This window comes from Actinomyces stomatis (assembly GCF_031292835.1).
Taxonomy (GTDB): Bacteria; Actinomycetota; Actinomycetes; order Actinomycetales; family Actinomycetaceae; genus Actinomyces; species Actinomyces stomatis.
The window spans coordinates 171,167-197,345 of the sequence record NZ_JASPEP010000001.1; the positions used below are offsets into that span (position 1 = coordinate 171,167).

The 26,179-nt window shown below is 69.6% G+C and carries 14 protein-coding genes and 1 riboswitch; of the genes, 2 read left to right on the forward strand and 12 right to left on the reverse strand.

Annotation, left to right across the window (positions count from 1 at the left end; translation table 11 throughout):
* Positions 1-42 precede the first annotated feature (42 nt).
* On the forward strand, positions 43-888 hold the full coding sequence (hisG, locus tag RIV12_RS00750; protein ID WP_075417525.1) for an ATP phosphoribosyltransferase: 846 nt from the start codon (positions 43-45) through the stop codon (positions 886-888).
* 222 nt (positions 889-1,110) lie between these two features.
* Here the strand turns inward: hisG and RIV12_RS00755 are convergent, their stop codons facing one another.
* From RIV12_RS00755 to RIV12_RS00810, 12 genes are all read right to left on the reverse strand, one after another.
* A complete protein-coding gene (locus RIV12_RS00755; RefSeq protein WP_075417524.1) occupies positions 1,111-2,157 on the reverse strand; it encodes an ABC transporter substrate-binding protein in 1,047 nt (348 codons plus the stop codon).
* 52 nt (positions 2,158-2,209) lie between these two features.
* Positions 2,210-3,205: an ABC transporter permease gene (locus RIV12_RS00760; protein ID WP_075417523.1), complete on the reverse strand. Its 996-nt coding sequence runs from the start codon at positions 3,203-3,205 to the stop codon at positions 2,210-2,212.
* Between the two features lie 133 nt (positions 3,206-3,338).
* Positions 3,339-3,489, reverse strand: a riboswitch (FMN riboswitch).
* 83 nt (positions 3,490-3,572) lie between these two features.
* Positions 3,573-4,718, reverse strand: a complete 1,146-nt coding sequence (locus RIV12_RS00765) for a glycerate kinase (RefSeq protein ID WP_075417522.1) — start codon at positions 4,716-4,718, stop codon at positions 3,573-3,575.
* 31 nt (positions 4,719-4,749) lie between these two features.
* Positions 4,750-6,243: a sodium/proline symporter PutP gene (putP, locus tag RIV12_RS00770; protein ID WP_309321569.1), complete on the reverse strand. Its 1,494-nt coding sequence runs from the start codon at positions 6,241-6,243 to the stop codon at positions 4,750-4,752.
* A gap of 266 nt (positions 6,244-6,509) precedes the next feature.
* Positions 6,510-7,016, reverse strand: coding sequence for a holo-ACP synthase AcpS (acpS, locus tag RIV12_RS00775; protein WP_309321571.1), 507 nt, complete (start codon positions 7,014-7,016; stop codon positions 6,510-6,512).
* A gap of 137 nt (positions 7,017-7,153) precedes the next feature.
* Positions 7,154-16,606: a polyketide synthase gene (locus tag RIV12_RS00780; protein WP_309321642.1), complete on the reverse strand. Its 9,453-nt coding sequence runs from the start codon at positions 16,604-16,606 to the stop codon at positions 7,154-7,156.
* 115 nt (positions 16,607-16,721) lie between these two features.
* Positions 16,722-18,290 (reverse strand): acyl-CoA carboxylase subunit beta, encoded by a 1,569-nt coding sequence (locus RIV12_RS00785; protein WP_178388796.1) that lies wholly within the window; start codon positions 18,288-18,290, stop codon positions 16,722-16,724.
* A 66-nt stretch (positions 18,291-18,356) separates the two neighbouring features.
* Positions 18,357-20,192 (reverse strand): ATP-binding protein, encoded by a 1,836-nt coding sequence (locus RIV12_RS00790; RefSeq protein WP_309321573.1) that lies wholly within the window; start codon positions 20,190-20,192, stop codon positions 18,357-18,359.
* A 377-nt stretch (positions 20,193-20,569) separates the two neighbouring features.
* Positions 20,570-21,265, reverse strand: a complete 696-nt coding sequence (rpe, locus tag RIV12_RS00795; RefSeq protein WP_309321575.1) for a ribulose-phosphate 3-epimerase — start codon at positions 21,263-21,265, stop codon at positions 20,570-20,572.
* Positions 21,266-21,302: 37 nt separating this feature from the next.
* The gene (locus RIV12_RS00800) at positions 21,303-22,694 is read right to left on the reverse strand and encodes an RsmB/NOP family class I SAM-dependent RNA methyltransferase (protein ID WP_309321577.1); all 1,392 of its coding nucleotides are present in this window, start codon (positions 22,692-22,694) and stop codon (positions 21,303-21,305) included.
* A 218-nt stretch (positions 22,695-22,912) separates the two neighbouring features.
* Positions 22,913-23,887: a methionyl-tRNA formyltransferase gene (fmt, locus tag RIV12_RS00805; protein ID WP_309321578.1), complete on the reverse strand. Its 975-nt coding sequence runs from the start codon at positions 23,885-23,887 to the stop codon at positions 22,913-22,915.
* Between the two features lie 39 nt (positions 23,888-23,926).
* Complete coding sequence (locus tag RIV12_RS00810; protein WP_428978899.1) at positions 23,927-24,607, reverse strand: HAD family hydrolase; 681 nt, start codon at positions 24,605-24,607, stop codon at positions 23,927-23,929.
* 345 nt (positions 24,608-24,952) lie between these two features.
* Between RIV12_RS00810 and arcA the strand changes: the two genes are divergently transcribed.
* On the forward strand, positions 24,953-26,176 hold the full coding sequence (gene arcA, locus RIV12_RS00815; RefSeq protein ID WP_075416953.1) for an arginine deiminase: 1,224 nt from the start codon (positions 24,953-24,955) through the stop codon (positions 26,174-26,176).
* The last annotated feature ends 3 nt before the right edge of the window (positions 26,177-26,179 follow it).

Below are 26,179 nucleotides of genomic sequence, written 5' to 3' on the forward strand. Positions count from 1 at the left end.
ATGCCTCCTACCCGACTCCCCCACCACAGATCAGGAACCGCCGTGCTGCGTATCGCCGTCCCGAACAAGGGATCCCTGTCCGATCCCGCCATCACCATGCTCTCCGAGGCGGGCTACCGCACCCGCCGCACGGGCCGTGAGCTCGTGCTCGTCGACGAGGCCAACGACGTCGAGCTGTTCTTCCTGCGTCCGCGCGACATCGCCGTCTACGTCGGTCAGGGCACCGTGCACGCCGGCATCACCGGCCGCGACCTGCTCCTGGACTCCGGGGTCGACGCCGTCGAGCACCTGCCCCTGGGCTTCGCCCGCTCCACCTTCCGCTTCGCCGCCCCCAAGGGCACGATGAGCTCCCTGGCCGACGTCGCCGGGCGCCGTGTGGCCACCTCCTACGACGTCCTGGTGCGCAGCTACCTGGCCTCCCGGGGCGTGGAGGCCCAGACCGTTCACCTCGACGGTGCCGTGGAGTCCTCCGTCCAGCTGGGCGTGGCCGACCTCATCGCAGACGTCGTCGAGACCGGCACAACGCTGCGGGCGGCCGGACTGGAGACCTTCGGGGACCCGATACTCGTCAGCGAGGCCGTACTCATCACCACCGAGCAGTTCCGCGGAGAGCCCGGTCTGGCCACGCTCGTGCGGCGTCTGGAGGGGGTGCTGCGCGCCCGTGCCTACGTGCTCGTGGACTACGACATCCCCATGAACAAGCTGCACCTGGCAGCGGCACTCACTCCCGGCATCGAGTCCCCCACCGTCTCCCCGCTGCAGAATCCCGACTGGGTGGCGGTGCGCGCCATGGTCCCACGGGCGGACATGAACCGGGTCATGGACGAGCTCTACGAGGTCGGGGCGCGCGCCATCCTCGTCTCCTCACTGCTGGCCTGCCGGCTGTAGATAGCCGCGAGGCATGGCAATGACAAGTGCTGTGGCCGCTACCAGCAAAACCGTGCAGGCGCCCAGCGCTGGGACGAGTCCGGCGGTGAATCTCTCACCAGGGGCGTAAGCGCCGAAGGCGGTGAAAAGGGCGGTGCACAGCGCGATGCCTGTGGCCGTCCCCAGCTGACGAGCCGTTTGATTGACTCCTGAGACGACGGCGCGCCCCTGACACCCGTGTACTTACTGCCCCAGGGGAACGCACACCTCAGCGGCCTTGGGCGTCTTCTTGTCGCCCAGGAGCTTGTGGGAGGTGAGGAACTCGATCATGGCGGCGACGTCGTCGACCCGCACCGAACCAATGGGGTGGCTGCCGTCGCCGCTGACCAGCTTGCCGGTGGCCACGGCGACCTCGCGGGCGCGCTTCGCCTGCGTCTGATCCACCTTGAGGTCGTCCATGTGGTCCTTGGTGGCCTCGACCGCCGCGTCGGGGTCCTTGACGAAGGCGGTCATGCCCTTGATCGAGGCCTTGACGACGCTCTCGAGGTCCTGGTGACGGGAGTCCAGCAGGGATCGGGTCGTCACCAGCGAGACGCCCACGAGGGGGATCCGGTCGGCGACCTGGATGGTACGCACGGGGGTTCCGGCCTGGCGGATCTGGATCGCGTCGTTGTTGGAGAAGCCGACGACGGCGTCGACCTTGCCGCCGACGAGCGCCGCCTGCTGGGTGTAGCCGATGTCCTGGATCGTCAGGTCGGACTCGGTCAGGGAGGCCGCGGACATGGCCAGCTGGAGGGCGTACCAGGTCTCCCCCTTGCGGCCTGGAGTGCCGACGGTCTTGCCCTTGAGGTCCGCGGGGGCCTTGATCGAGGAGCTCTCCGGGACGATGAGGCAGGCCGGGTAGGACTGGTAGCAGCCACCCACGATGACGAGGTCGGAGCCGTTGGAGGTGGCCACCACCGCCTCGTCGGCGCCGGCGACGACGAGCTGCTCCTGGCCGCTCTGGAGGGCGTCGAAGAGGCCGTCCTGCGCCCCGTGGTGGTGCAGCGTCACGTTCGCGGCGTATGTCCCGTCCTTCTTAGCCATGTAGAAGGGGGCGAACTGGATGTTCGGCGTGTAGGTCAGGCCGATGGTCAGTGCGCCTCCGGCCGCCGAGGCCGACGCCGCGCGGCTGGCGGTCCCCGAGGAGCAGGCGGCGAGTGCTCCGGCGCCGGTGAGCGCCAGGCCCCCTGCCAACAGCCGGCGACGCGAGAGGAATGACTGGGAGACGATGTGGTGAGAGATAGCCATGATGAGGAGTTTCCTTGTGTCGGAGGGGTGGGAAGCGGGCGCCGCGCAGGGCTCAGGTGGCGCGTCGGCCTCGTAGGGCGTCCACAGTGCGGCTGCGTCGCTCGAGCTCGTGGAGCACCCAGTGGATGGATGTGGCCAGCACGCACAGGAGCGTGATGGTGGCGAATACGCCGGTGGTGTCGCCCCGGCTCTGCTGCGTGGAGAGCACGGTCCCCAGGCCCTCGCCGCCCATGATGAGCTCGCCGACGACCGCACCGGTCACTGACAGGGTGAAACCGGTACGCAACCCGGTGTAGATGGCCGGCAGGGCCATCGGAAGCTCCATGTGGATGAGCATGCTCAGGCCATGAGCGCCGTCGAGCCGGGCGGCGTCCATGACGTCGGCGTCCAGACTGCGCAGCCCCAGGAGCACCGTGATGGTGATGGGGAAGAAGACCATGAAGGCGCACAGGACCACGATGGGAAGAGCTCCGTAACCGATCCACAGAACCATGAGGGGCGCGACGGCGATGCCGGGAACCGCCTGACTCGCAGCGACATAGGGCAGGACGGTTCGGGAGAACAGCCGCCAGCGGTACAGGGCCCAGGCCAGGGGCAGAGCGAATACGGCGGCCAGGAGACAGCCGAGGAGGGCCTCACGCAGCGTGATCCAGGCTCTCCACCCCAGCCCGGCCTGAGTGAGGTTCAGCCACAGGCGGGTGACGACCGCCCAGGGGCTGGGTAGGAAGATCTCGGGGACGGCGCCCGATCCGGCGACGAGCTGCCAGATGATGAGCAGTGCCGTTCCCAGGACGACAGCGGGCAATGGCCCGCTCCGCTCAGCAGCGCGGATGCGGCGCCGACGACGAGCCGAAGGTCTGGGCAGCGACTCTGAGAATGACTCTGACGGGGAGGTCATCGACGAGGCCGAGGACGTCGACGGCTCCGGAACGTCACTGGGCGGCTCGGCGGGGGAAGCGTGGAAGCGCGAGGCCTTGCCGACGGGGCTGGGGCTGTACACGACGGTGTCCTCCCGGGTCCTTCCGGGAACGAGCGCTCCCGGCTGCACCGGGGTCCGCCTGCACGCCGTCGGTCGGCGCACACACGTGCTGGGCGCTCGTCAAGTCCAAGATCCGGTGAGCCCACGGCCGTCCGTGAGATCGGTACGTTGTCTCGAACTGCGGGTCTCCCCGCCGGGCGCCACGCGCATCCTCCCATCCGGACTCTCACCGTCGGTGCCGGAGTTCCACCGGCTCAACCGCTGGTCCCCGGGCTGCTTGACGCTGCCATGGCACGAGCGGGTCGCGGACTGTTACCGCCGGTTCGGACTTTCACCGACCCCGGAGCACGTTGCTGCCGGTAAGGATACAACGCAATCGTCCCATGACGATACTTGGAGCTTCTCAATGGCTGTGCGTGCGCTCACAGGACGTCATTCAGAGTGTGTCGAGCCGGTCACCACCAGCAGAACAGTGACGCACGGTGTCCGCAACCGCCCGGCGCAGATGATCCGGGCCCTTCCTGAGAGAGGTCTCCAATGCCTCTGAAGGATCGGAGATCTGGATGATGCCCTGGGCTCCCAGATCACTCAGACGCCGCAGAGCCTCGGCATCGACCCTGACCCGTCCGGCGAAGACGATGGATGGCACCCCGCACTCGCAGGCCAGGCGGAGCACTCCGCTGACCGCCTTGCCGTCCAGGGACTGCCCATCGACGGCCCCCTCCCCCGTCAGCAGCAGGTCAGCCTCCTCCAGCCGCTCACGTAGCCCGACGACGCGAGCCAGATGATCGATGCCGGTGGCAAGCTCCGCCCCGAGAACAGCAGCCAGTGCGAAGGCGGTGCCACCTGCCGCCCCGGTGCCCGGGCGGCAGGTCCAGTGACTCAGGCCGAGGACTGCGGCCAGGCGCGTCATCTCGCCGTCGACCCATGTGATCGCAGGCCCGGCCAGTCCCTTCTGCGGGCCGAAGACGACTGCCGCGCCGTGGGGACCCGTGAGTGGATTCGTCACGTCACCGGCCACTGTGATGCCCACACCCTCAAGGCGACGGCGAGCCGGCTCGGCCTCGATCCGCCGGATGCGAGAGAACTCGGCGGGTACCGGCTCCACCTCGCCTCCCCGTTCGTCCAGGCAACGGGCGCCCAGCGCGACAAGCATCCCCAGGCCCATGTCGTTGGAGGCCGACCCGCCCAGTCCGATGAGCAGTGAGCGGGCACCGGCGTCTACTGCGGCCGCGATGACATGTCCCAGCCCAATGGTCGAGGAGCGCATGACGTCCCGTTCTCCCGGAACGATGTGCTCCAGTCCGACACTGGACGCCAGGTCGATGACGGCCCGGTCGCTGTCGCGTCCGAAGCCCGCCGTCCGTGGCCGGCCCAGGGCGTCAACCGTGGTCACCTCCTGCCATGAGGCGTCCCAGGCGGCGGTGACGGCCTCGGCGAAGCCCTCTCCGCCGTCGGAGACGGGAACCTGATCGACCAGGCACGTGGGCAGGGCATCCCGCACCCCGACCGCCATGGCCCGAGCGGCCTGCACGGCGGTCATGGACTCCTTGAAGGAGTCGGGTGCAACGACGATCCTCATGCCTGCAGCACTGTCCAGCTACCCTGCCCGGCTACGCGCGTGAGGCGGTGACGGCGGCGTCGAACTCCTCGGAGATCTCCTTGGAGGGCTGACTCGTGCGAGACACGGCCCAGGCCACAGCCAGGTTGCCCAGGAATCCGGGCACGATCTCGTAGAGGTCGAAGATGCCGCCCGGGCCGCCGGAGACGTTTCCCCAGATCATGACGACGACGGCCCCGGTGATCATTCCGGCGAAGGCTCCCATGGCGCTCAAGCGCTTCCAGTACAGCGACAGCAGAATGGTCGGTCCGAAGGAGGCCCCGAAACCGGCCCAGGCGAAGGCCACGAGGTCGAGGATTGTTTTACTGGGGTTCCAGGCCATGACTGCCGCGACCAGGGCGATGGCGAAAACCGCCATGCGCGAGTAGAGCACCATGCGGTTGCCACTGATTTTATCCGTACGGGTTCGGGCGAAAGAGCCGTACAGGTCCTCGATGAGCGCTGAGGAGGTGACGAGCAGCTGGGAGGAGATCGTCGACATGATGGCGGCGAGAATGGCTGCCAGCATGAATCCGGCGACCAATGGGTGGAAGAGCAGCTTGCCCAGCGTGATGAAGACGGTCTCCGGGTCGGCCAGCTGCTTCTTGTCGTGCTGGTACGTGGCCACGCCGACAATGGCGGTACCGGCTGCGCCGAGCACCGCGAAGAGCATCCAGCCGATCCCGATGGTGCCGCCGGCCACAGCCTCCTTGGGACTGCGGATGGCCATGAACCGGACGATGATGTGCGGCTGACCGAAGTACCCCAGGCCCCAGGCCAGTGCCGAGACAAGGCCGAGCAGCGTTGACGTCGGGCCCCAGATGGCCCAGTAGTGAGGGTCGACCTCGGAGACGGCCTTGGTCAGGTTGGTCAGTCCCCCGAGCCGAATGACCCCTGCGACGGGCACCATGACCAGGGCGGTCACCATCATGACTCCCTGGACGAAGTCGGTGTAGGACACGGCCAGGAACCCGCCGATGAGCGTGTAGACCACGGTGATCGCGGCGACGATGACCATGCCGAGACGGTAGTCCATATCGAAGGACGACTCGAAGAAACGGCCACCGGCGACCATCCCGGAGGAGACGTAGAAGGTGAAGTAGACCAGAATGATGAGACCACTGGAGCACCGCAGCAACCGGTGCGTGTCGTGGAGACGGTTGTCCAGGAAGCTGGGGACCGTGATGGAGTTGTTGGCGACCTCGGTGTAAGCACGCAGTCGAGGAGCCACCAGCAGCCAGTTCGCCAGGGCCCCGATCGTCAGCCCGACGGCGATCCACCCCTCGACCAGGCCGCTGGCGTACAGGGTTCCCGGCAGCCCCATCAGCAGCCACCCCGACATGTCCGAGGCTCCCGCCGACAGCGCCGCCACCCAGGGATTGAGGTCGCGGTCGGCGAGCATGTAGTCGTCGAAATTGTCTGTTCGTAGATAGGCCCAGCCCCCGATGGCGAGCATCGCCACGAAATAGACGATCATCGCGATGGCTTGATAGGTAGTGGCAGTCATCAATATGTCCTCACGTCAGTCAGAGGGGAGACATACCGCTGCTGCCACTGGAGAAAGGACTCGTGGGGTCTCTTGAATGATCCAGGTCGGCAGTACGCGGTATATCGCGGCTCGTCGTTGATGTTCCTGATGGCGTGACCATGAGTGACAGACAAGCACCGCGGATGACTCGGAAATCCGTACGTGGCATGACATGACGGGCAGCAGTGACCGCTCATAGCATCATGGTCGAGGTTTCTTCATCGTTCCTTCTGTGTGGGCACGACTCAACGCACGTGAAGGACGATGGCCATGGCGTAGTCACCGTCATGGCTCAAGGAAACCGGCCAACACCCTGGGGTCGATACCTCCTCTCCGAGGCTGCGCTCAACAGCGTGGGCAACGGTGCCGCTCAGACGTAAAGAAGGACGGCCCCACCGATCGGTGACAACCTCGATCTCACGCCAGTCGACGTCCTCGGCCAGGATAACCGGAGAAGTACTCGTCCCGCGACTTTTTGCGCAAAGAACGTGTGCCTGGCTCCAGGCCTTGATGAAAGACTCCTTGGCCGCCCACCGAGCAGCCAGGTGCTGGGCCGGGATCGATCCCCTCTCCTGCGAGCGACGCTGAGCCTCGCGGAGCTCGCGCGCAGTGAAGACGCGTTGTGCAAAGACTGTGCCGGGCTGATCGAGCTGGGTGGAGAAACCAGGAACGTGCACCAGGTCTGTGCCCACCGTCAGAACGGTTGAACCGGGGAATGTCTTCGGCACGTCCGGAAACTGCGGCTCCGTCATGATGGAATCCTCATGAAGTAAAACTTACGAATCAATTACGCAATTCCTTTGATAATTCCATGTGAGCCAAACAGGGCCGGTTCTACAGACGGTATCCATCGTCTGTAGAACCGGCCCTGCCTGCTATCGTGATGAGCTCACTCGCCGGCGTGGTAGGCGCCGTCGGAGCCCAGGCGAGCCTCGGGGTCGAGCAGCATGGCGGCCTCGACCTCATGCGGGTCGCGCTGCTTGGACTCCTCCCCCAGGCGCCGACCCTGGACCTGCTCGAACAGCGGGGCCCGGCCGATCATGCCGGCACGACGGCGTCGGGTACCGGCGGCCAGGCGGGCGTTGGCGGAGGCCAGCCAGGCGTCAACCGCCTTCTGCCCCTCGGCCTGACGCAGTGCGGCCTCGAAGGCACCGGGGTGGACGATCGCGATGAGACCGGAGACGTGTCCGAAGCCCAGCGAGGTCAGCAGACCGGCTCGCACCGGGCCGGCACCGGGGACACGCCCGTCCTTGCCGCCACGGCCGGCCAGACGGATGGGCCTGCGTGGCCACACCCAGAAGGCGTCCTTGGCCAGTGGGGCGTCGACGACGTCCAGGGAGGCGTTACCGGGAGCCACGCCGGAGGCGAGAATCTCGGTCAGACCCGCGACCTGGAAGACGGCGGCACCGCCCTTGGCGTGACCGGTGATGGTCTTCTGCGAGACCGCCACCAGCGAGTTGCCCTCGGAGCGTCCCAGTGCGCGCGCCAGACGCGTGTGCAGCTCGGACTCGTTGGGGTCGTTGGCACCGGTGGAGGTGTCGTGCTTGGAGACCAGCGCGATGTCGTCGGCCTCCACACCCAGGGCCGCCAGGGCCTTGGCCAGGCGCGAGCTGCGCCCGCCGCGGCCGGCGCCTAGGGCGCCCAGTCCAGGTGCCGGGATCGAGGTGTGGGCGCCGTCGGCGTAGGAGGAGACGAAACCGACCACGCCGGCCACCGGCAGGCCCATCCGGGCCGCCACTGAGCCACGGGCCAGGATCACCGTGCCGCCTCCCTCGGCCTCCACGAATCCGCCGCGACGGCGGTCGTTGGCACGGGAGAAGTGACGGTCGGAGATGCCCTTGGCGCGCATGGCCGCGGCCTCCGCCGTGGCGTTCATGTTGCCGAAGCCGACGACGGACTCGATCGAGATGTCGTCGATGGCGCCGGCCACGACGACGTCGGCCTTGCCCAGGGCGATCTTGTCCCAGCCCTCCTCGATGGAGACCGCCGCGGTGGCGCAGGCGCTCACCGGTTGGACCATGGCGCCGTAGCCGCCGATGTAGGACTGCATGACGTGGGCGGCCACGACATTGGGCAGGGCCTCCTGGAGGATGTCGCTGGGACGCTCCTCCCCCAGGAACCGGCCGACGAACATCTTGCGCATCGACTCCATGCCGCCGAACCCGGTGCCCTGCGTGGAGGCCACGTCGGAGGGGTGGACGGCCTTGAGGAGCTCGGCCGGGGTGAAGCCGGCCGACAGGAAGGCGTCGACGGCGGTGACCAGGTTCCAGGAGGCGATCGGATCCATGCCCTGGGTCATCGAGGCGGGGATGCCCCAGCGCTCCGGGTCGAAGTCGCGCGGGAACTGGCCGCCGACCGTGCGGGACAGTGCGGCGCGGCGCGGCACCCGGGCCAGTGAGCCGGCCAGGCGGGTGACGGTCCACTCTCCGGTCTCGGCGTCGGGAACCACGAGCGTGTGCTCGGGGTCGGAGGACTCAATGGTGCGGGCCGTGGCCTCATCGGGAACCGACAGGGTGATGTCGCGGTCGAGGTAGACGGTGACCTCCTCGTCGGCGATCGGCGCGATGACGCCGTCGTCGACAAACTCGCGGATACCGCAGCGGGCCACGACCTCGTCGCGGTAGCGGTCCAGGATGTCGGACTCCTCGACCATCTCCCCGTCGGCGTCGTACCAGCCGGCCTTGGGGCTGTCCTGCCAGGTGAGCAGCCCCATGCCCCAGGCGAGCTCGAGGACGCCGGCGGCGGTCAGGTCGACGTCCTCCCCGCCGCTCATGCCCAGCTCGGCCTCGCGGCGCGTACGGCCCGATCCCCAGGTGGAGACCTCTCCGGTGGAGATGATGACGACCAGGTCGTCGAGGTCGGCGCTCACCTCGCCCCACTGGGGGGCGGTGGGCTGAGTCGGGACCACCGGGGTGGGCAGGGCCTTGATGACGGCCGGGGCCTCGGTCTCCTCGGTGGGCGCGGCGGCCTGTGCAGCGGCGTTCTCACGCAGCGCCACCAGGTCGATGTCGTCGCCCAGTCCCCCGGTGAGGTCGGCGTTCACCGGGGCCTGGGCCGCCTGGGTGCGCACCGCGGTGGTGCACAGGTCGGTGAGCTCGGAGGCGATCTCCTCCGTGGTCCAGGTGCGCACCCCGGCTGCCTCGACGGCGGCGACGAGCGGGTCGTTACCGCCCATGAGGCCGGTGCCCTTGACCCAGCCGATACGGGGGTGGGCCAGAGTGACGCGCTGGGCCCAGGCCCGCTCCGACGACCAGCGGTTGACGATCGCGTCCAGGGCGGACTTGACCTCGCCGTAGGCGCCGTCACCGCCGAAGGTGCCCCGGTTCGGGGAGCCGGGCAGGACCACGTGCAGGCGGTGGTCGACGTGGGTGTCGGTGCCGATGGCGCTCAGGGCGGCAATGGTGCGCTCCACCGACCACAGCAGCAGGCGGGTCTGGGACTCGGCCGTGGGGCCGGCGTCAGCCAGTGTGCCCGAGACGCGCGGTGCGGCGAAGGGGAACAGGAGGGTGGGAACCAGGGCCTCCTTGACGACCTTGGTGGAGCCTCCGGAGGTGACCACCTGGTCGTTGCCGATCCACTCGGCCAGGGCGTCGACATCCCGGTAGGAGGACAGGTTCGCGGGAACCATCCACAGCTTGGCGCCGGCTGCGGCGTGCTCGCGGTACAGGGTGGTGGCGAACTCGAGGCGCTCGTGGGTCAGGCGCGAGCTGGTGGCCACCACGGTGGCGCCACCGGCCAGAAGCTCTCCGACGACGGCCGCCGCGATGGAGCCGGGGGCCACACCGGTGACGACGGCGACGTCCTCGGACCAGCGCACCGTGGGGTCGCCGGCCTGGGGGGCCTTCGGCGCGGCCTGGGCGATCTCGGTCAGGACGGCGGCGCGCTCGGCGCCGTCGGCCAGATCGGATGCCTTGACCTGCTTGGCCCACCAGGTGGCGTGATCGGCCACCGCCTGTCCCAGGCCCACGAAGCGCTCGGGGGCCAGGAGCCGGCGGAAGGCGTCCAGGTCGGTCTCGCCGGAGCCGAGGCGGGCGACGTCCTCGCGGGCAGTGGCCCAGCGGTCGTCGATGAGGACGGTGCGCTCGGGGGCGAAGGCCGGGGTGACGGACTTGACCCATCCGGCGCCGAGCTCGGCGTCCAGGGCAGCCATGGCGGCCCTGGCACGGGAGGCGTCATCGTCGGCATCAGCCGGGACAGTGGCCTTCTCGGCCAGGCCCAGGGCGTCCAGGAGGGTGCGGGCCGTGGTGGCCAGGACGCCCTCATCGCCGGTGACGCTCTGGGCGAAGGCATCCAGGGCCGCGGAGTCGACCACGGCGCCCCCGGCGCCGCCGGCACTCGGCTTGGCGACGGTCACGCCATGGTCTGCGGCGACGGCCTGGACGGCGGAGTCGATGAGGGCGTCCACGGCGCTCGCGCTGGTCAGCGGGGCCGAGGACCCCAGGGAGGCCAGGTCCTCGCCGCGCATCGAGGCGCCCTCCCGGGTGCCCAGGAACAGCGCGGCGGTCACGTGGGAGACCCACCCCTGCCCCAGGCCCCAGGTGCCGGTGACGCGGTCGGCGATACGGGAGGCGCGCACGCCGGAGGGGCCCAGAAGGCGACCCAGCCCCACTCGGATGGCCTCGGTGAGGACAGGACCGAAGGCCTTGTAACCGGGGGCGCCCTTGGCGACCGTGGCGGCCAGGGCCGTCATGTCGGCGTCAGCGGCGCCATCGATGGAGGCGAGCTCGAGCTCGGTGCCCAGGTCCATGAGGAGCTGGTTACGACGCGAGGAGACTCCGTTGGTGAGTGTCTCGGTGGTGTCAGTGGCGCCGATCTGCTCAGGACGGATGCGCGAGGCGTGGGCCAGGAGCACCGTCAGGGCGTCGGTCGCACCGAAGGGGAGGTCGTCCACCGGTCCGCCGGCGGCCGGAGCAGCCGGAGCGGGCGCGGCCTCAGCCGAAGGAGCAGGGGCCTGCTCGGCCGCGGCGGTCTGCGCGGGAGCAGCGGCCTCAGCAGCCGCCTCCTCGGCGGCCGGAACATCGAAGTCCGGCTCGGTGAGCTCGACGGCCGGGTCGGTGTCGGTGGCCAGGACCCGGGCCTCGTCGCGACGAGCGTTGTGCACGGTGACGTGGCGCCCGGCGTGCTGGGGCAGACGCAGGGTGTTGGTGGCCAGGTTCGCCAGGGTGGGCGAATTGGCCAGGCCCACCTCGACGATGTGCTCGATCCCCAGACCGCCCTCACTCGGGGAGGACAGCAGGACCTCCTGGGTCTCGATCCAGCGCACCGGGGAGGCGAACTGCCAGGCCAGGAGCTCGACGAGCAGAATGCGGGCCAGCTCCGTGGGGCGCTTCACCCAGGAGTCCCAGTCGGCCAGGATCTCCTCGACGGGCTCGGAGGGCACGACCTCGAGGATCGAGCGGGCGAAGTCCTGGGTCAGGGCGAAGGGTCTGGCCACGAGGTTGGGCACGTAGTGGCCCACGAGGCGTGCGACGTCCAGGTCGTCGGGGACGAGCTCGAGCAGGCGGCCACGGAACTCCGGCACGCCGGGGCGCAGCACCTCGGAGTGGAAGGGCACGTCAATGCCGGGCACGAACATGAAGGGGTTCTTGCCCCCGCGGGCCTTGGCCTTGGCACGGGCGTCGGCGGCCAGGGCGTCCAGGCCCTTGATCGTGCCGGCCACGGCGTACTGGACGCCGGCCAGGTTGTGGTTGACGATCTGGAGGAACTCGCCGGTCTCCTGGGAGATCGACTGCACGTAGTCCTCGACCTCGTCGGCCTTGATCCCCGCCTGGTTGGGGCGCAGGGCGCCCATACGGTAGTTCGAGGCGCCGTCGGCGTCACGGGGCACCAGCGAGTGCATGGTGGAGCCGCGCTGGAAGACGATCGAGATGGTCGTCTCCACGGGCATGACGCGCCCGTAGGCGCTCAGCGCCGTGTACTCGCCCAGGGAGTGGCCGGCGAAGGCGGCGCCGTCCACGAGGGCACCGGCCTCGGCCAGGCGCGCAGTGGTCGCCATGGCCACGGTGGCCAGGGCCACCTGGGTGAACTGGGTGAGGTTGAGCAGGCCCTCGGGGTGACGGTAGGTGACACCGCGGGCGGTCATCTCAGTGGGGTTGTCGCGCACCAGGTTGATGACGGAGAAGCCCAGCTCGGCGCGGGTGTGGGAGTCGGCGCGCTCCCAGATCTCCCGCGCGGCCTTGGAGGAGTTCATCTCGTCCAGACCCATGCCGGGGGCCTGGATGCCCTGGCCGGGGTAGACGTAGGCGGTGGGCTCGGGCGTCGTCACGGCGGTGCCGCGGGAGACGACCTCGCCGTTGATGCGGCAGACGACCTCCAGGACGTAGCCGCCGCCGACCACCAGGCCGGTGCGCTCCACGGTGATCTCGACGTCGTCGCTCAGCTCCACCGGACCGGTCATGACGTAGGTCCATCCGGCCAGGACGTGGCGCGAGCCGTCGGCCGCGGTGGAGGCCGCCACCTGCTGGGCGGTGGCCGACAGCCACATGCCGTGAACGAGAGGGGCCTCCATACCGGCCACGTGAGCGGCGTTGTAGGAGGTGTGGATCGGGTTGAAGTCACCGGTGACCCGGGCGAAGGCCGTCATGTCCGCAGGCGCGGTAACGGTGGTTCGGCGCAGGATGCGACGTGCGGCCGGGGCCGTCTCGCGGCCGGTGCCGCCGGCCAGCTCAGGGGCGCTGGGCACGGCGTTGCCGGAGGCGCGACCGCGGATGGCGAAGCGCTCGCGCATGAGTGCCACGATGGTGCCGTCGCCGGCGTCGGTCAGCTCCAGGCGCACGTCGACGACGCGACCGGCACTGGACTCCTCCAGCGCCGCGACCCAGCCGGTGACGTTGATCGTGGGGCTGGTCGTGGCCGCGGCCTCCTGCAGCTGGTGGAGGGTGAGGTGCAGGTCGATGGTGTGGTCCAGGTGGACGGCGCCGAGCAGGCCCTCGATGAGCGGCATGCCGTCCTCGACGACGCTGCCCAGGGCGGCGTAGACCACCGGCCAGCAGGGGCCGAGCAGGGCGTCGGGCACGAAGGGAGCGGCAGACAGGTCCGCAGGCAGGGCATCGGCCGTCACTGAGGCGTGGTCGTGGCCCAGGGTGCTCGCCAGAGTGAAGGAGCCGTGGATGGTGCCGAAGGGCTGGGTGGTGGGACGCCCCAGGACGTCCGTGGCACCGGGCCGTGCGGCACGGACCTCAGGCAGGTGGTCGACCTCGTCGCCCGTGATGGACACGGCACCCACGCCGGCGGTGGCGCGCAGCAGGTCGTTCATCGTCTCGCTGATGCGCTCGGGGTCGACCAGTGGGGCGGCGCCGTCCCAGGCGCGGGCCAGTCGCAGCGGCACCACGAGGCGGCGCACGGCGTGGATCTTGTCTCCGCCGGGAGTGTCGTCCCAGTGGGTGTCGAGGCGGATGTCGAGGTCGTAGGCGTCCTCGGCGACGTCCGGGCGGGCGACGACGTTGTAGGCGTCGTCGGCCAGGACGGTGGCGGGATTGACCGTCAGGTGGCCGTTCCACAGGACGTGGGGGGCCACCTGGACGAGCTCCTTGGCATCGGCCACGGGGGCCGCCAGGACACCGTCGGCCACGGCGGGGGCGGCGCCCAGACGGCCGGCGGCCTCCTGCTCGTCCGTGCCGGACTCCTGAAGGGCCTCGACGGCGGCGGTCTCGAAGCGGCCCAGCAGCTCGCCGACCGGCTCGTTGATGGTGGTGATGCCGGCCACGGCGACGGGACCGGGGATGATGCGCACCTGGTCAGCGGTGTAGCGCGGGTCCTGGGACTGCCACAGGGAGTCGGTTCCCCACCAGCGCAGGATGTCGGCGTCGACCACGGGCACGAAGGGCACGGGCTTGGGGTGCTTGCGGCACAGGTCGACGAACCAGGCGGCGTCGACTGGCTCCACGAGGGTGGAGGCGGCCGACGGGTAGCGCTCGGCCAGGGCGGCCAGGGCGGCGTCGGAGTCGATGACGGCGTCGTAGTCGGCGAAGAGCGTGGGGATCTCGCCGTGGTCAGCCTGGCTCAGACGGGCCTCGATGCGGTGCAGCAGGTCGATGAAGCGGTCGTACCAGCCCTCGTCGGCCCAGTCGGCGCGGGTCGCGGAGCGACCCTCGTGGGGGGCGACGCACAGCTCGGCGTAGCGGGTGGCCCACTCAAGGTAGGTCATCTCCTCGACGTCACCGAAGTAGGGCTTGGCGGTCTTGGCCAGGGCGTCGATCATCTCCTGGCGACGTGCGGCCATGGCGGCCTCGTCCCCGGCGAGCTCCTGGATGAGGCGGGAGGCCCGGGCCGAGGAGTTGTCGATCTCGTAGAGGTCGGCACGCAGGTGGGACAGCCCGGAGGTCATGCCGCCGATGGACTCCCCGGAGGCCACCCAGCCGCCCTCGACCCCGGAGTCCTCGGGGATCCCGGGGGTGTCGACGAGGAGCTGCTTGACGTCGTCGTTGGTCTTGGCCTCCAGGCAGGTCATGGCGGCGGTGCCGATCATGACGCCGTCGACGGGCGCGGCGGCCGTGCCGTAGGCCTCGGCCCAGCGGCCGGTGAGGTAGTCGGCCGCGCGGGTGGGCGTGCCGATGCCGCCGCCGACGACAAGGACCACGTTGCTCACGGCGCGGATGGCGTCGTAGGTGGCCAGGAGCATGGTGTCCAGGTCCTCCCACGAGTGATGGCCACCGGCGTGCCCGTCCTCGATCTGGATGATGACGGGGCTGTCGGGCACGGCGCGAGCAATGGCCAGGACCTGACGGATCTGGTCCACGGTGCCGGGCTTGAAGGCGATGTAGGGGAAGCCCTCGGCGTGCAGGCGCTCGAGCAGGGCGGTGGCCTCCTCGAGCTCGGGGATCCCGGCGGAGATGGTGATGCCGTCGATGGGGGCGCCCCCGGCGCGGGCCTTGGACAGCAGGCGCTGGGTCCCCAGGTGCAGGTTCCACAGGTAGCGGTCCATGAACATGGCGTTGAAGGCCGCGGTGCGCCCCGGTTCGAGCGCCTTCTCCAGGCCCTCGAGGTTCTCGGTCAGGACGGCAGGGGTGGTCTGACCCCCACCGGCGAGCTCGGCCCAGTAGCCGGCGTTGGCGGCGGCCGCCACGATGGCGGGATCCACGGTGGTGGGGGTCATTCCCGCCAGAAGCACCGCGCTGCGTCCGGTCAAGCGGGTGAAGGCGGTGTCCAGGGTGAGGCGGCCGTCGGGCAGGCGGGTGATGCGCGGGGCGAAGCGGGAGCGGTCGACGCCGGGCCGGGGGGCCGCGCCGGCGCGGTCGAGGTCGTCAATGGCCTTGGCGGTCCCCGCGGGCACGACGGTGGTACCGGTACCGGCCACGACGCCCTCGGTGAGACGGACCAGGACGTTGCCCGGTCCCAGGTCCAGGACGGTGCGCACCGGGTCGGCCGATCCGGTCCCGAGGGCGCCGGTGACCAGGCCGGGCCAGTCGACCGGGTCGATGAGCACGGCGGTGGCCAGCTCACGGGCGAGCTTCTCGTTCAGGCCGCAGGCAGCTGCCCAGGCGGCGACGTCGTCGACGGCACCGGCGAGCAGCGGGGTGTGGAAGGGGACCGAGGTGGTGAGGAACTCGGTGACCGGGGCCAGCACGGCGCCACCGCGACGACGGTCCTTGCGGGCCTTGGCGCTGCGGGCGGCAGCGGCCTCCAGAGCGGTGACGACGCCTTCGAGGTCGGCTGGGCGCCCCGAGAGGATGTGCGCCTGACGGCCGTTGGTCACGCCCACGGAGATCCTCTCGGCGCCGGGGACCCGGGCCAGGACCGCGTCGAGCACGCTGCGGGTCACACCACGGACTGAGAGCATGGGAGTGGACTCCCCCACCGTGCCCAGGTCGAGGCGACGGGTGGTGCGGGTGGCCGCTGCGCCGATGAGGCGGGCGATGGCGTGAACCTCGATGACGCTCTCGCGGTCACCGGTCTGCACGGCCTGGAGCAGGCTGACACCCAGGACACCCTGGGAGTGGCCGATGGCGCCCACCGGGGTGTGGGCGGTCGGGTCGATACCGGCGCCGGGCAGGGAGGCCAGGGCCGCGTGCTGGGCCATGAGGATGCCGGGAACGGAGACGTCGGCGCCGTCGGCGGCGGTGCGGTGCTGGGGCGCGACCGGGGCGGCCTCGTCGTCCAGGAGTCGCGAGCCGCGCGGGGTCACGGTGAGCAGATCGGTGGATACAGGGGCCAGGCGCTCGGCCACGGCCCGGTCGACCGCCACGACGTCATCGGCCAGGGCGTGGTCCAGGGAGACCAGGTCGGCCAGCGTCTGGCGCCAGGGGGTGGCCTGGCCTCCGAAGGTGATGATGTAGGGCTCGCCTCCACTCAGGCGCTCTGCGATGGTGGTCGCGGGGCTGGGGGCTTGCGAGTTCGTGTGCACGGTAGTGGTGTCCTTCGGTGTTGCGACGGCGTGGTCGGTGGTCTCGGAACGGTTACCAGAACTGAGGTCGGGTGAAGACGGGGAACGTGGCGGCGAGTAGGACTCGGAGCCGGGGTCAGAGGGGGATGTTGTCATGCTTCTTGGGCGACTCGGGGCGGGCGTCGTTCTTGGCTCGCAGCGCGGCCAGCGAGTCGACGATGACGTTGCGGGTGTCCTCGGGGGCGATGACGGCGTCGATCTCACCGATGGCCACGGCCTTGTCGGGGTTGATGACGGCGTCGGTGTACTCGGCAACGAGCCGCTCGTGCTCGGCGGCGGCGGCCTCCTCACCCTGCTCGTCACGGACCTTGGCCAGGTCTCGACGGTGGATGATGCCGACGGCGCCGGCAGCGCCCAGGACGGCGATCTCGGCTCCCGGCCAGCAGAAGTTGAGGTCGGCGCCGATGGCCTTGGAGCCCATGACGATGTAGGCGCCGCCGTAGGCCTTGCGCAGGACGATCGTCACCAGCGGCACGGTGGCGGTAGCGTAGGCGTTGATGACCTTGGCGCCGCGACGGATGATGCCGGCGTGCTCCTGCTCGGCTCCAGGACGGTAGCCGGGGACGTCGACGAAGGTGACCACCGGCAGGCCGAAGGCGTCGCAGAAGCGCACGAAGCGGGCGAGCTTCTCGGAGGCGTCGACGTCCAGGGTGCCGGCGTCCACCAGCGGCTGGTTGGCGACGATCCCCACCGGGTGGCCCTCGAAGCAGGCGAAGCCGACCACGACATTGGGGGCGAACTCCTCCTGGACCTGGACGAGCTCGCCGTGGTCGACGACGGCCGAGACCACTTCGACGACGTCGTAGGCCTGCCGGGTGGAGGCCGGGACGATCTCGCCGACGCTGCGGGCGGCCTCGGCGTCGGCCTGGGCGTCGGTGTCGTCGTAGGCGTACATGGGAGCATCGAGCTCGGCCGAGGAGGGCAGGTAGGCCAGGAAGGTGCGGACCTGCCCCAGGGCGTCCTCCTCATCGTCGGCCACGTAGTGGACGACGCCGGAGACCGAGCCGTGGATCTGTGCGCCGCCTAGGTCCTCGGCGCTGATCTGCTCGCCGGTTGTGGCGCGTACGACGTCGGGGCCGGTGACGAACATGTGGGAGGCCTGGCGGGTGGCGATGACGAAGTCGGTCAGGGCCGGGCTGTAGACGGCGCCGCCGGCGCAGGGTCCCAGGATGACGCTGATCTGCGGGACCAGTCCGGAGGCGGCGCAGGTGCGGTTGAAGATGCGCCCGTACTGGCGCAGGGCCCCCACGCCCTCCTGGATCTTGGCGCCGCCGGAGTCGATGAGTCCGATGACGGGGATGCGCAGGCGCAGGGCGTCGTCCAGAAGGCGGACGATCTTGTCCCCCTCGATGGTGCCCAGGGCGCCGCCGGAGACGGAGAAGTCCTGGGAGTAGACGGCCACCTGGCGGCCGTCGATCTGGCCGAAGCCGGTGACGACGCCCGAGGGGCGGGCCTTGTCGCCGGCGCCCGAACCGGAGTAGCGGCCGATCTCCAGGAAGGTGGAGTCGTCGAGCAGGTCGTTGATGCGCTCGCGGGCGGTGCGCTTGCCCTTGGCATGCTGGCGGGCGGCGGCGCGCTCCTCGGCCTCCCGGTCGATGCGGGCGATGCGCTGGCGGAAGGCAGTGGTGGCGACCGAGTCGGCCATGGTGGTTCCCTGGGCCGGTGCGTCGGCAGGTGCTCCGGGGCCGGTGATGGGATCGGTGGTCACGGTTCAGGCCTCCTCGGAGTCGTTCTCGGGGGTGTGCATGCGCACCAGGACATCACCGGCCGAGACGGTGCGTCCGGCGCTGACGGGGATCTCCGAGATGGTGCCGTCATTGGGCGCGTGGACGTAGTTCTCCATCTTCATGGACTCCAGGACCACGAGCAGATCACCCTGACAGACCTGCTGTCCGGGCTCCACACAGATACGGGTGACGATGGCCTGCATGGGGGCGGCGATGGCACCGGGCTCACCACCGACGGCCCCGTTGTCGCCGGAGGCGGCGCCTCGAGGCGAGCGGGCCCCGCCGGAACGGCCGCGCAGCGGCTGAGCCCGGTTGCTGCGGGGGCTGAAGCCTCGCGCCGGGTTGGAGGGGGCGAGGATCCCGTCGGGCAGGGTGAGCTGCATGCGGCGGCCGTTGAGCTCGATGATGTAGCTGGAGCGGGTACGCGGGTTGGCGACCGTCTCCGGGGATCCGTCGGCCTCCGACGCCGCCGCGGTGTCGTCGAGATCCGGCAGCACCTCCTTCTCGATCCACCGCGTGGTCACGGCCAGCCGCCCGGCCTTGTCGGGTGCGGTGAAGTCGGGTCGTGTCAGGACCTCGGCGTGCAGGGCGGTGCATACGGTGACGCCCTCGACAACCGTCTCTCGCAGGGCGCGCCGGGCTCGGGCGATGGCCTGCTGCCGGCTGGCGCCGGTGACGATGATCTTGGCGAGCATCGGGTCGAACAGGGGGGTGACGACATCGCCCTCGGTGACCCCGGACTCGATGCGGATACCGGGGCCGGCAGGCCAGCGCAGGCGGGTGATGGCGCCGGTGGAGGGGGCCAGGCCACGGGAGGGGTCCTCGCAGGTGATGCGCAGCTCGAGGCTGTGACCGCGGGGCGCGTTGATCTCACCGAGGTGACCGCCCTCGGCGATGCGCAGCTGGACCTCGACCAGGTCGGTGCCGGTCACCTCCTCGGTGACGCAGTGCTCCACCTGGAGACGGGGGTTGACCTCCAGGAACCACACATCGCCCTCGGGGGTCAGGAGGAACTCGCAGGTGGCCACTCCGACGTAGTCGACTGTCTCCAGGAGGCGACGGGATGCCTCGACGAGACGGTCGTGAACGCCCTCGGGCAGGAAGGGCGCGGGAGCCTCCTCAAGGAGCTTCTGGTTGCGTCGCTGCAGGGAGCAGTCGCGGGTGGAGACCACGGCGAATTCGCCGTGGGAGTCACGGGCGCACTGGGTCTCGACGTGGCGCGCGGCCGTGACGAATCGCTCCAGGATGAGGGTGCCGCCTCCCTGTGCCGCGGACTCGAAGGCCGGGGTGGTCCTGACCTCCTCATCGTTGTGCAGGACGGTGATGCCCCGTCCACCGCCGCCGTCAGTGCGCTTCAGAGCGACCGGGTAGCCGTGGGCGGCGGCGAAGGCGATCACGGTGTCGGCGTCGGTGACCGAGTCGGTGATACCCGGTACCGGGGCGACCTGGGCACGCTCGGCGGTGGCCCGGGCGCTCATCTTGTCCCCGAGGGCATCCATGGCCTCGGGCGAAGGACCGACCCAGGTGATGCCGGCCTCGATGATGGAGCGGGCGAAGCCTGCGTCCTCGGACAGGAACCCGTAGCCGGGGTGGATGGCGTCGGCGCTGGTGGTGCGGGCCAGCTCGAGGAGCGCTGCCGCATCGGTGTAGGACGACCCCTCGGGTAGGGCGTAGGCCTCGTCGGCGAGCTCTGCCGCGGGACTCATCAGGTCCTCGGGCGTGTACGGAAGGATCGACGTCGCCCCGAGATCGCGAGCAGTTCGCACGATGCGCAGTGCGATCTCGCCGCGGTTGGCGATGAGGATGCGGGAGAGGGTCACCAAGAGTCTCCTTACCTGGACGGCGCCGGGCTGGCAGCGGGCCCTCCTTGGGCCGGCGGGGCGGATCCGTGCCTTCCCTACAATCGCTGAAGGGCAGATCCACTGGACAACGACGTTACGTGGTCAGGGCACCACATTCCATTTGTGGAAACCTCACAAAGACCAAGAGTTGCGTTGGTGTAACAGTCGAGACCCCAGTAATGGGGCGGCATAACGGGGGCCTCGCAAAGGTGCTTCCTGCTCCGAGAGCGCCTTTGAGGTTTCCCACAAGGCCGATGAGGTGGAGGGTCTCTGCGCATCGGCTGTCACACCTGCATCATGAGCACCTCCTCTGACAAGGGGCTCCTGCGACCACGGTCATAGCCCTCTCTGTGTCGTCAGTGGCCACGGCGAGTGCCATGGAGGTGTAAGGAGGCCGCCTCACGCAGCTCGGAGATGGCGACCAAGGCATCGTCGGCCCGGTAGATCGCCGACCCGGCGACGAAGACGTCGGCACCTGCCTCGGCGGCGCGCTCGATCGTCTGGGCGGTGATGCCGCCATCGACCTGTACTCGCAGGCCGAGCCCTCTGGTGCCGACCAGCTCTCGAGCACGATGGATCTTGGGCAGCATCGACTCGATGAAGGACTGCCCGCCGAAGCCCGGCTCCACGGTCATGAGCAGGAGGAGGTCGAACTCCCCCAGCACATCGGCGACCGCTTCCAGGGGGGTGGCGGGTCTCAGGGCGATGCCCGCGCCGGCGCCGAGTCGGTGGAGTTCACGCGCCAGACGCACGGGTGCTGTCGTGGCCTCGGCGTGGGGGGTGACGATCTGGCAGCCGGCCTCGGCGTAGGCCGGCGCCCAGCGGTCGGCGTCACAGATCATGAGGTGGGCATCCACGGGCAGCGAGGAATGTGCGAGCACCGCCTCGACCACCGGCAGCCCCCAGGACAGGTTGGGCACGAAGTGGTTATCCATGACGTCGACGTGGATCCCGTCGGCACCTGGGGCGCCATCGTCTCCCGTGACCCGGCCGAGCTCGTCGGCCAGGTGGGCGATGTCGCAGTTGAGGATCGAGGGGTGGATGGCCGTCATCGCGGTGCTCCTCATGATGCGCTGGTGTGGTTGTCAGTCAGCCGATGCGGCGCAGCAAGGCGCAGAACATGGCGTCGGTGCCGTCGAGGTGGGGCCAGAGCTGAAGCGTCTCCCGGTCGGATCCGGCCGGTGGCTGAGGGGCCAGACGGGTGGCGACGTCCCCGGCGTGCAGGAGCTCAGTGCGCAGGCCCTCCCGCTCCAGAAGTCGCGTCACGTCCCGCACCACGAGGCTCGTCTCAAGGGCGTGCGGTGAGCAGGTCACGTAGGTCACCACTCCCCCGCGGCGCACGGCGCGCAGGGCGCTGGCAAGCAGCTCGCGCTGAAGCTCGGCCAAAACGGTGACGTCCCCCGGTGCACGGCGCCAACGGGCCTCCGGGCGACGGCGCAGTGAACCGAGTCCTGTGCAAGGGGCGTCGACCAGGACGCGGTCGTAGGCGCCGGGCTCATCGCGCCCGAGATCACGCCCGTCGCCGCATCGCACCCGGGCAACCTCCCGCGGGATCGCGCGCAGCGAGGAACGCACCAGATCGGCCCGGTGGGGGCTGACCTCATTGGCCAGCAGCTGAGCGCCCGTCTGAGCGGCCCTCGCAGCGAGCAGGGCGGCCTTGCCGCCGGGCCCGGCGCACAGGTCGAGCCAGCGCTCGTCACGGCCCTCGAGAGGAGCATGTGCCGCAATGAGCGCCACCAGCTGGCTACCCTCGTCCTCAACCCCGGCCCGGGAGTCGCGGATCGCCTCGATCCTGCCCGGGTCTCCTCCGACCATGACGACAGCAAGAGGGCTGACCCTGCCGGGACGCGGCTCAACATCGTGGGCCCGGTCGGCCTTGCGGGCGACCTTGGCCAGCGCTTCCGGTGCGATGAGGCCGGGCCTGGCGCACAGGGCCACTTCGGGGTCGGCGTTGTCCGCGACCAGGAGCGCCTCCAGCTCGTCGCCGCTGCGGCCGTGGGTGACCAGGGCCTGGCGCAGCGCCTTGACGATCCACTCCGGGTGCGACTGGGTGCGGGCCAGGGCGGTCGTCTCATCAGGCGCGTCCTGGCGCAGCTCAGCCATCCAGGAGTCGAGATCCTTCCCACTGAGCCGACGCATGACAGCGTTGACGAAGGTGGCTGCGCCGCGTCCGCAGGAGGTGGTGGCCAGGTCCACGGTGGTACTCACGGCGGCGTGCTGGGCCACCCTCATGCCCAGGAGCTGGTGTGCCCCCAGGCGCAGGACGTCGAGCACGGCCGGGTCGATGCGCTCCAGGGGGCGGTCTGTGCAGGCGTTGATCATCGCGTCATAGCGCCCCTGGAGCCGCAGGGTCCCGTAGGTCAAAGCGGTGGCGAAGCCGGCGTCACGTCGGTCCAGGTCGGCGGAGTCCAGCAGCTCTGGCAGGAGGAGGTTGGCGAAGGCATCGTCACGGCGCACGCGGGTGAGCACCTCCAGAGCCACCTGACGCGCCGGGTCTGATCGGCGTTGGGCAGAGCGCCGTGACGTGTCTGCAGATGGGCCGCCCTGCCTGAGGGGCCGCCGCCCCTGACCTCGTCCGCCCTCATGGCGACCGCCGCGCTCACTGCGTCTTCTGGGCTTGCCGTGCCGCCCGCCGCCCCCGCCTCGCCGGCGCTCGTCGTTGCCGCCTGACGTGTTCCGGCGCGCCGATCGCTCCCCCATCAGCTCATTCCCTCAGCATCGTCGTTCTTGGGAGACGACGCCCCTAGGACGGCGCCCACTTCCGGGCGAGCCCCCCGGGCCCAGGCATCGGCGGACATCCAGTTGCGCCCGGCAGGCGCCACCTGCCCCAGACGGACGGCGCAGCCCCCGGTTCCCACGAGAACCTCATGCTTGGTGGCACGCAGCTGACCGGGCAGGAGGTCGGTGACCTCCGGGACCGGGGTGACCGGCCCCAGGCGGAACCTGGCCCCCTGGTAAGTGGTATGGGCGCCCGGTGCCGGACTGACGCCCCGGACCCGGCGATCAATGATCAGTGCCGGATCGTCCCAGTGGACCTCGCCGTCGGCGGCGGAGAGCATGGGGGCGAGCGTGGCCAGCGCGTCATCCTGCGGCTCCGGGCGAACGCTCCCGTCCGCAACGGAGCGCAGCACATCGAGGACCAGGGGCGCCCCGGCCCGCGCCAGCCGCTCCAGAAGGTCCCCACTGGTGTCCCGGCCACTGATGGCCTCGGTGAGTCTGCCGTAGACAGGACCGGTGTCGAGCCCCTCCTCGAGTCGGAACACACAGGCCCCGGTGACGTCATCTCCGGCAATGACCGCTCGCTGGACCGGAGCGGCTCCGCGCCAAGCGGGAAGCAACGAGAAGTGGAGGTTCAACCAGCCGTGCTCAGGGACGTCCAGCAGATCGGCCGGAACCAGGCGGCCGTAGGCGACCACGACCGCGACGTCGACCCTGAGGTCGCGCAGCCAGTCGCGCACGTCGTCGGCCTCCTCACCCTTGAGGGTGGCCGGAGTACGTACGTCGAGTCCCGCGTCACGGGCCATGGCCGCCACCGGTGAGGGATGCAGTGTCCGGCCGCGTCCTCGGCGGGCGTCCGCACGGGTAAGCACCCCGACGACATCGTGCTCACTGGCCATCAGGGCCTCCAAGGTGGGCAGGGCTGCCTCAGGGGTTCCGGCGAAAAGCACACGCATGCGGCCGAGTCTAAGGCTCCGGATCGCCCAGTGCGGGGTTCAGCGCCGGCCCGGCGTGGGGAGCAGGCCCAGGGCGATGAGTTCGGCCCGCAGCCGTCCTACGCCGGTGAAGCGGTGGGTGCGTAGCCCCAGCCGACGGGCCGCATCGATGTTGACCGCCGAGTCATCGATGAAAAGAGTGCTGGAGGCCTGGAGGCGGTAACGACCCAGGAGCAGATCGAAGACGGCGGCATCGGGCTTGGTCAGGTGCTCCCGCCCGGAGACCACGATGCCGACGAAGCGCTCGAGCTGGGGAACCAGGAGTCTGGCCCGTTCGAAGGGGGCGGCGTCAAAGTTGGTCAGCCCGTACAGCGCTACGCCCGCCTCAAGGAGGTCATCGAGCAGATCCGCCATACCGGGAACGGGGCCGGTCAATGAGGCGGCGAAGCGCTGGCGGTACAAGGAGAGGATCTCCGCCCAGTCAGGGCGATCCGGGTGGGCTCGGGTGTAGTCGGAGAGCACCTGCTCGAAGGGCTCCCCCAGGTCCAGCCGCTCGTTCCAGGTCAGGAACCCGCCGTCGACGACGAACTCCTCCCAGGCGTCGGCCGAGACGTATCCGGCGACGGCCGCTATGGGCTCCCAGGCGTACAGGACGTTGCCGTAGTCGAGAACGACGGCACTCACGGAGTCGGAGGGCGCGATGGTCTTGAGGGCCGGGATCGTCGCGTTCACATCCGGGATTGTCCCACACCTGCACTGTCAGGGCCTCAGGTGAGTCCGGCTGGGACGGAGCGCCCGCGACGTTTGTAAGTCATCTACTGGTGCTGGGCCACCTCACCTGTGGGTGAGAGGCGTTGGAAAGCACCTCCGGAAGTGGTGAAGCGCCCGGTGGGAGCAACATCACGCATCGGTGAAAGATGCTCGATCGACGCGCTCTGAACTTCTCTCTACCTGGGGCTTTCCAACCCTCAGAGACTCTGGTACGCTCGTACCAATTCGGTACGGGCGTACCATTTCAATAGTCAGAGCGCGTGATCCGCGTCATGATCCACGTCAACGACACAGTGCTGTGTCAGAGAGGGAGTCATGGATTTTTCCGTAGATTCCGAAATCGGGAAGCTTCGCCAGGTCATCCTGCACAGACCCGGCAACGAGATGCTCCGACTCACTCCGCAGAACAAGGACCACCTCCTGTTCGACGACGTCCTGTGGCTTGACCGGGCGCAGGAGGAGCACGACCAGTTCGCGCGAGTTCTGACCGACCGCGATATCGAGGTGCTCTACCTCAGCGATCTGCTGGCCCAGACCTTGGAGGTTCCCGAGGCCAGGAAGTACGTCCTGGACCGGGTCGTCAACGAGAACACCAGCGGCCCCAGCGCCGCCGAGCCGCTGCGTGCCCTGGCAGACGGGATGTCCGGTGCTGAGCTGGCCGAGGTGCTCATCGCCGGGATCACGAAGGCCGAGCTGCTTGAGCGCACCTCCTGCCCGGACTCGCTCGTGCTGGCCTCCATGGACGACGACGACCTGCTTCTGTCGCCGTTGCCCAACCACCTCTTCACTCGCGACACGTCCTGCTGGGTCTACAACGGGGTGTCCATCAACTCGATGATGATGCCGGCCCGGCAGCGCGAGACCATCAACTACGAGGCGATCTACCGCTGGCACCCCCGATTCGCGGGCTCCGAGTTCCCGGTATGGTCCGAGGGCACGCAGGCCGGCCCCGCCACCGTCGAGGGTGGCGACGTCCAGATCATCGGCAATGGCGCCGTTCTGGTCGGAGTCTCCGAGCGCACCACCGCGCAGGGCATCGAGAGGCTCGCAAGCCGGCTCTTCGCCGGAGGCAAGGTGAACCAGATCGTCGCCGTTGAGATGAACCGGACGCGCGCCCAGATGCACCTGGACACGGTGATGACCATGGTCGACGTCGGCACGTTCACTGTCTACGGTGGTCTGGGGAAGCTGCCGACGCTCACGCTGCGCCCGGACGGCGACAAGCAGATCAGCGTCACGCGCAACGCCCCCGAGGACATGTACCGCGTCATCGCCCAGGCTCTGGGTGTTGACGAGCTCAACGTCCTCATCACGCCCCAGGACTCGATGGCCGCCGCCCGCGAGCAGTGGGACGACGGCTCCAACACCCTGGCCATCGCCCCCGGCGTCATCGTCACCTACGAACGCAACATCAACACCAACGAGTACCTTACTTCTCACGGCATCGAGGTCCTGACCATTCCCGGCTCGGAGGTCGGTCGTGGTCGCGGTGGCCCGCACTGCATGAGCTGCCCGACCCTGCGGGACCCGGTTGCCTGAGCC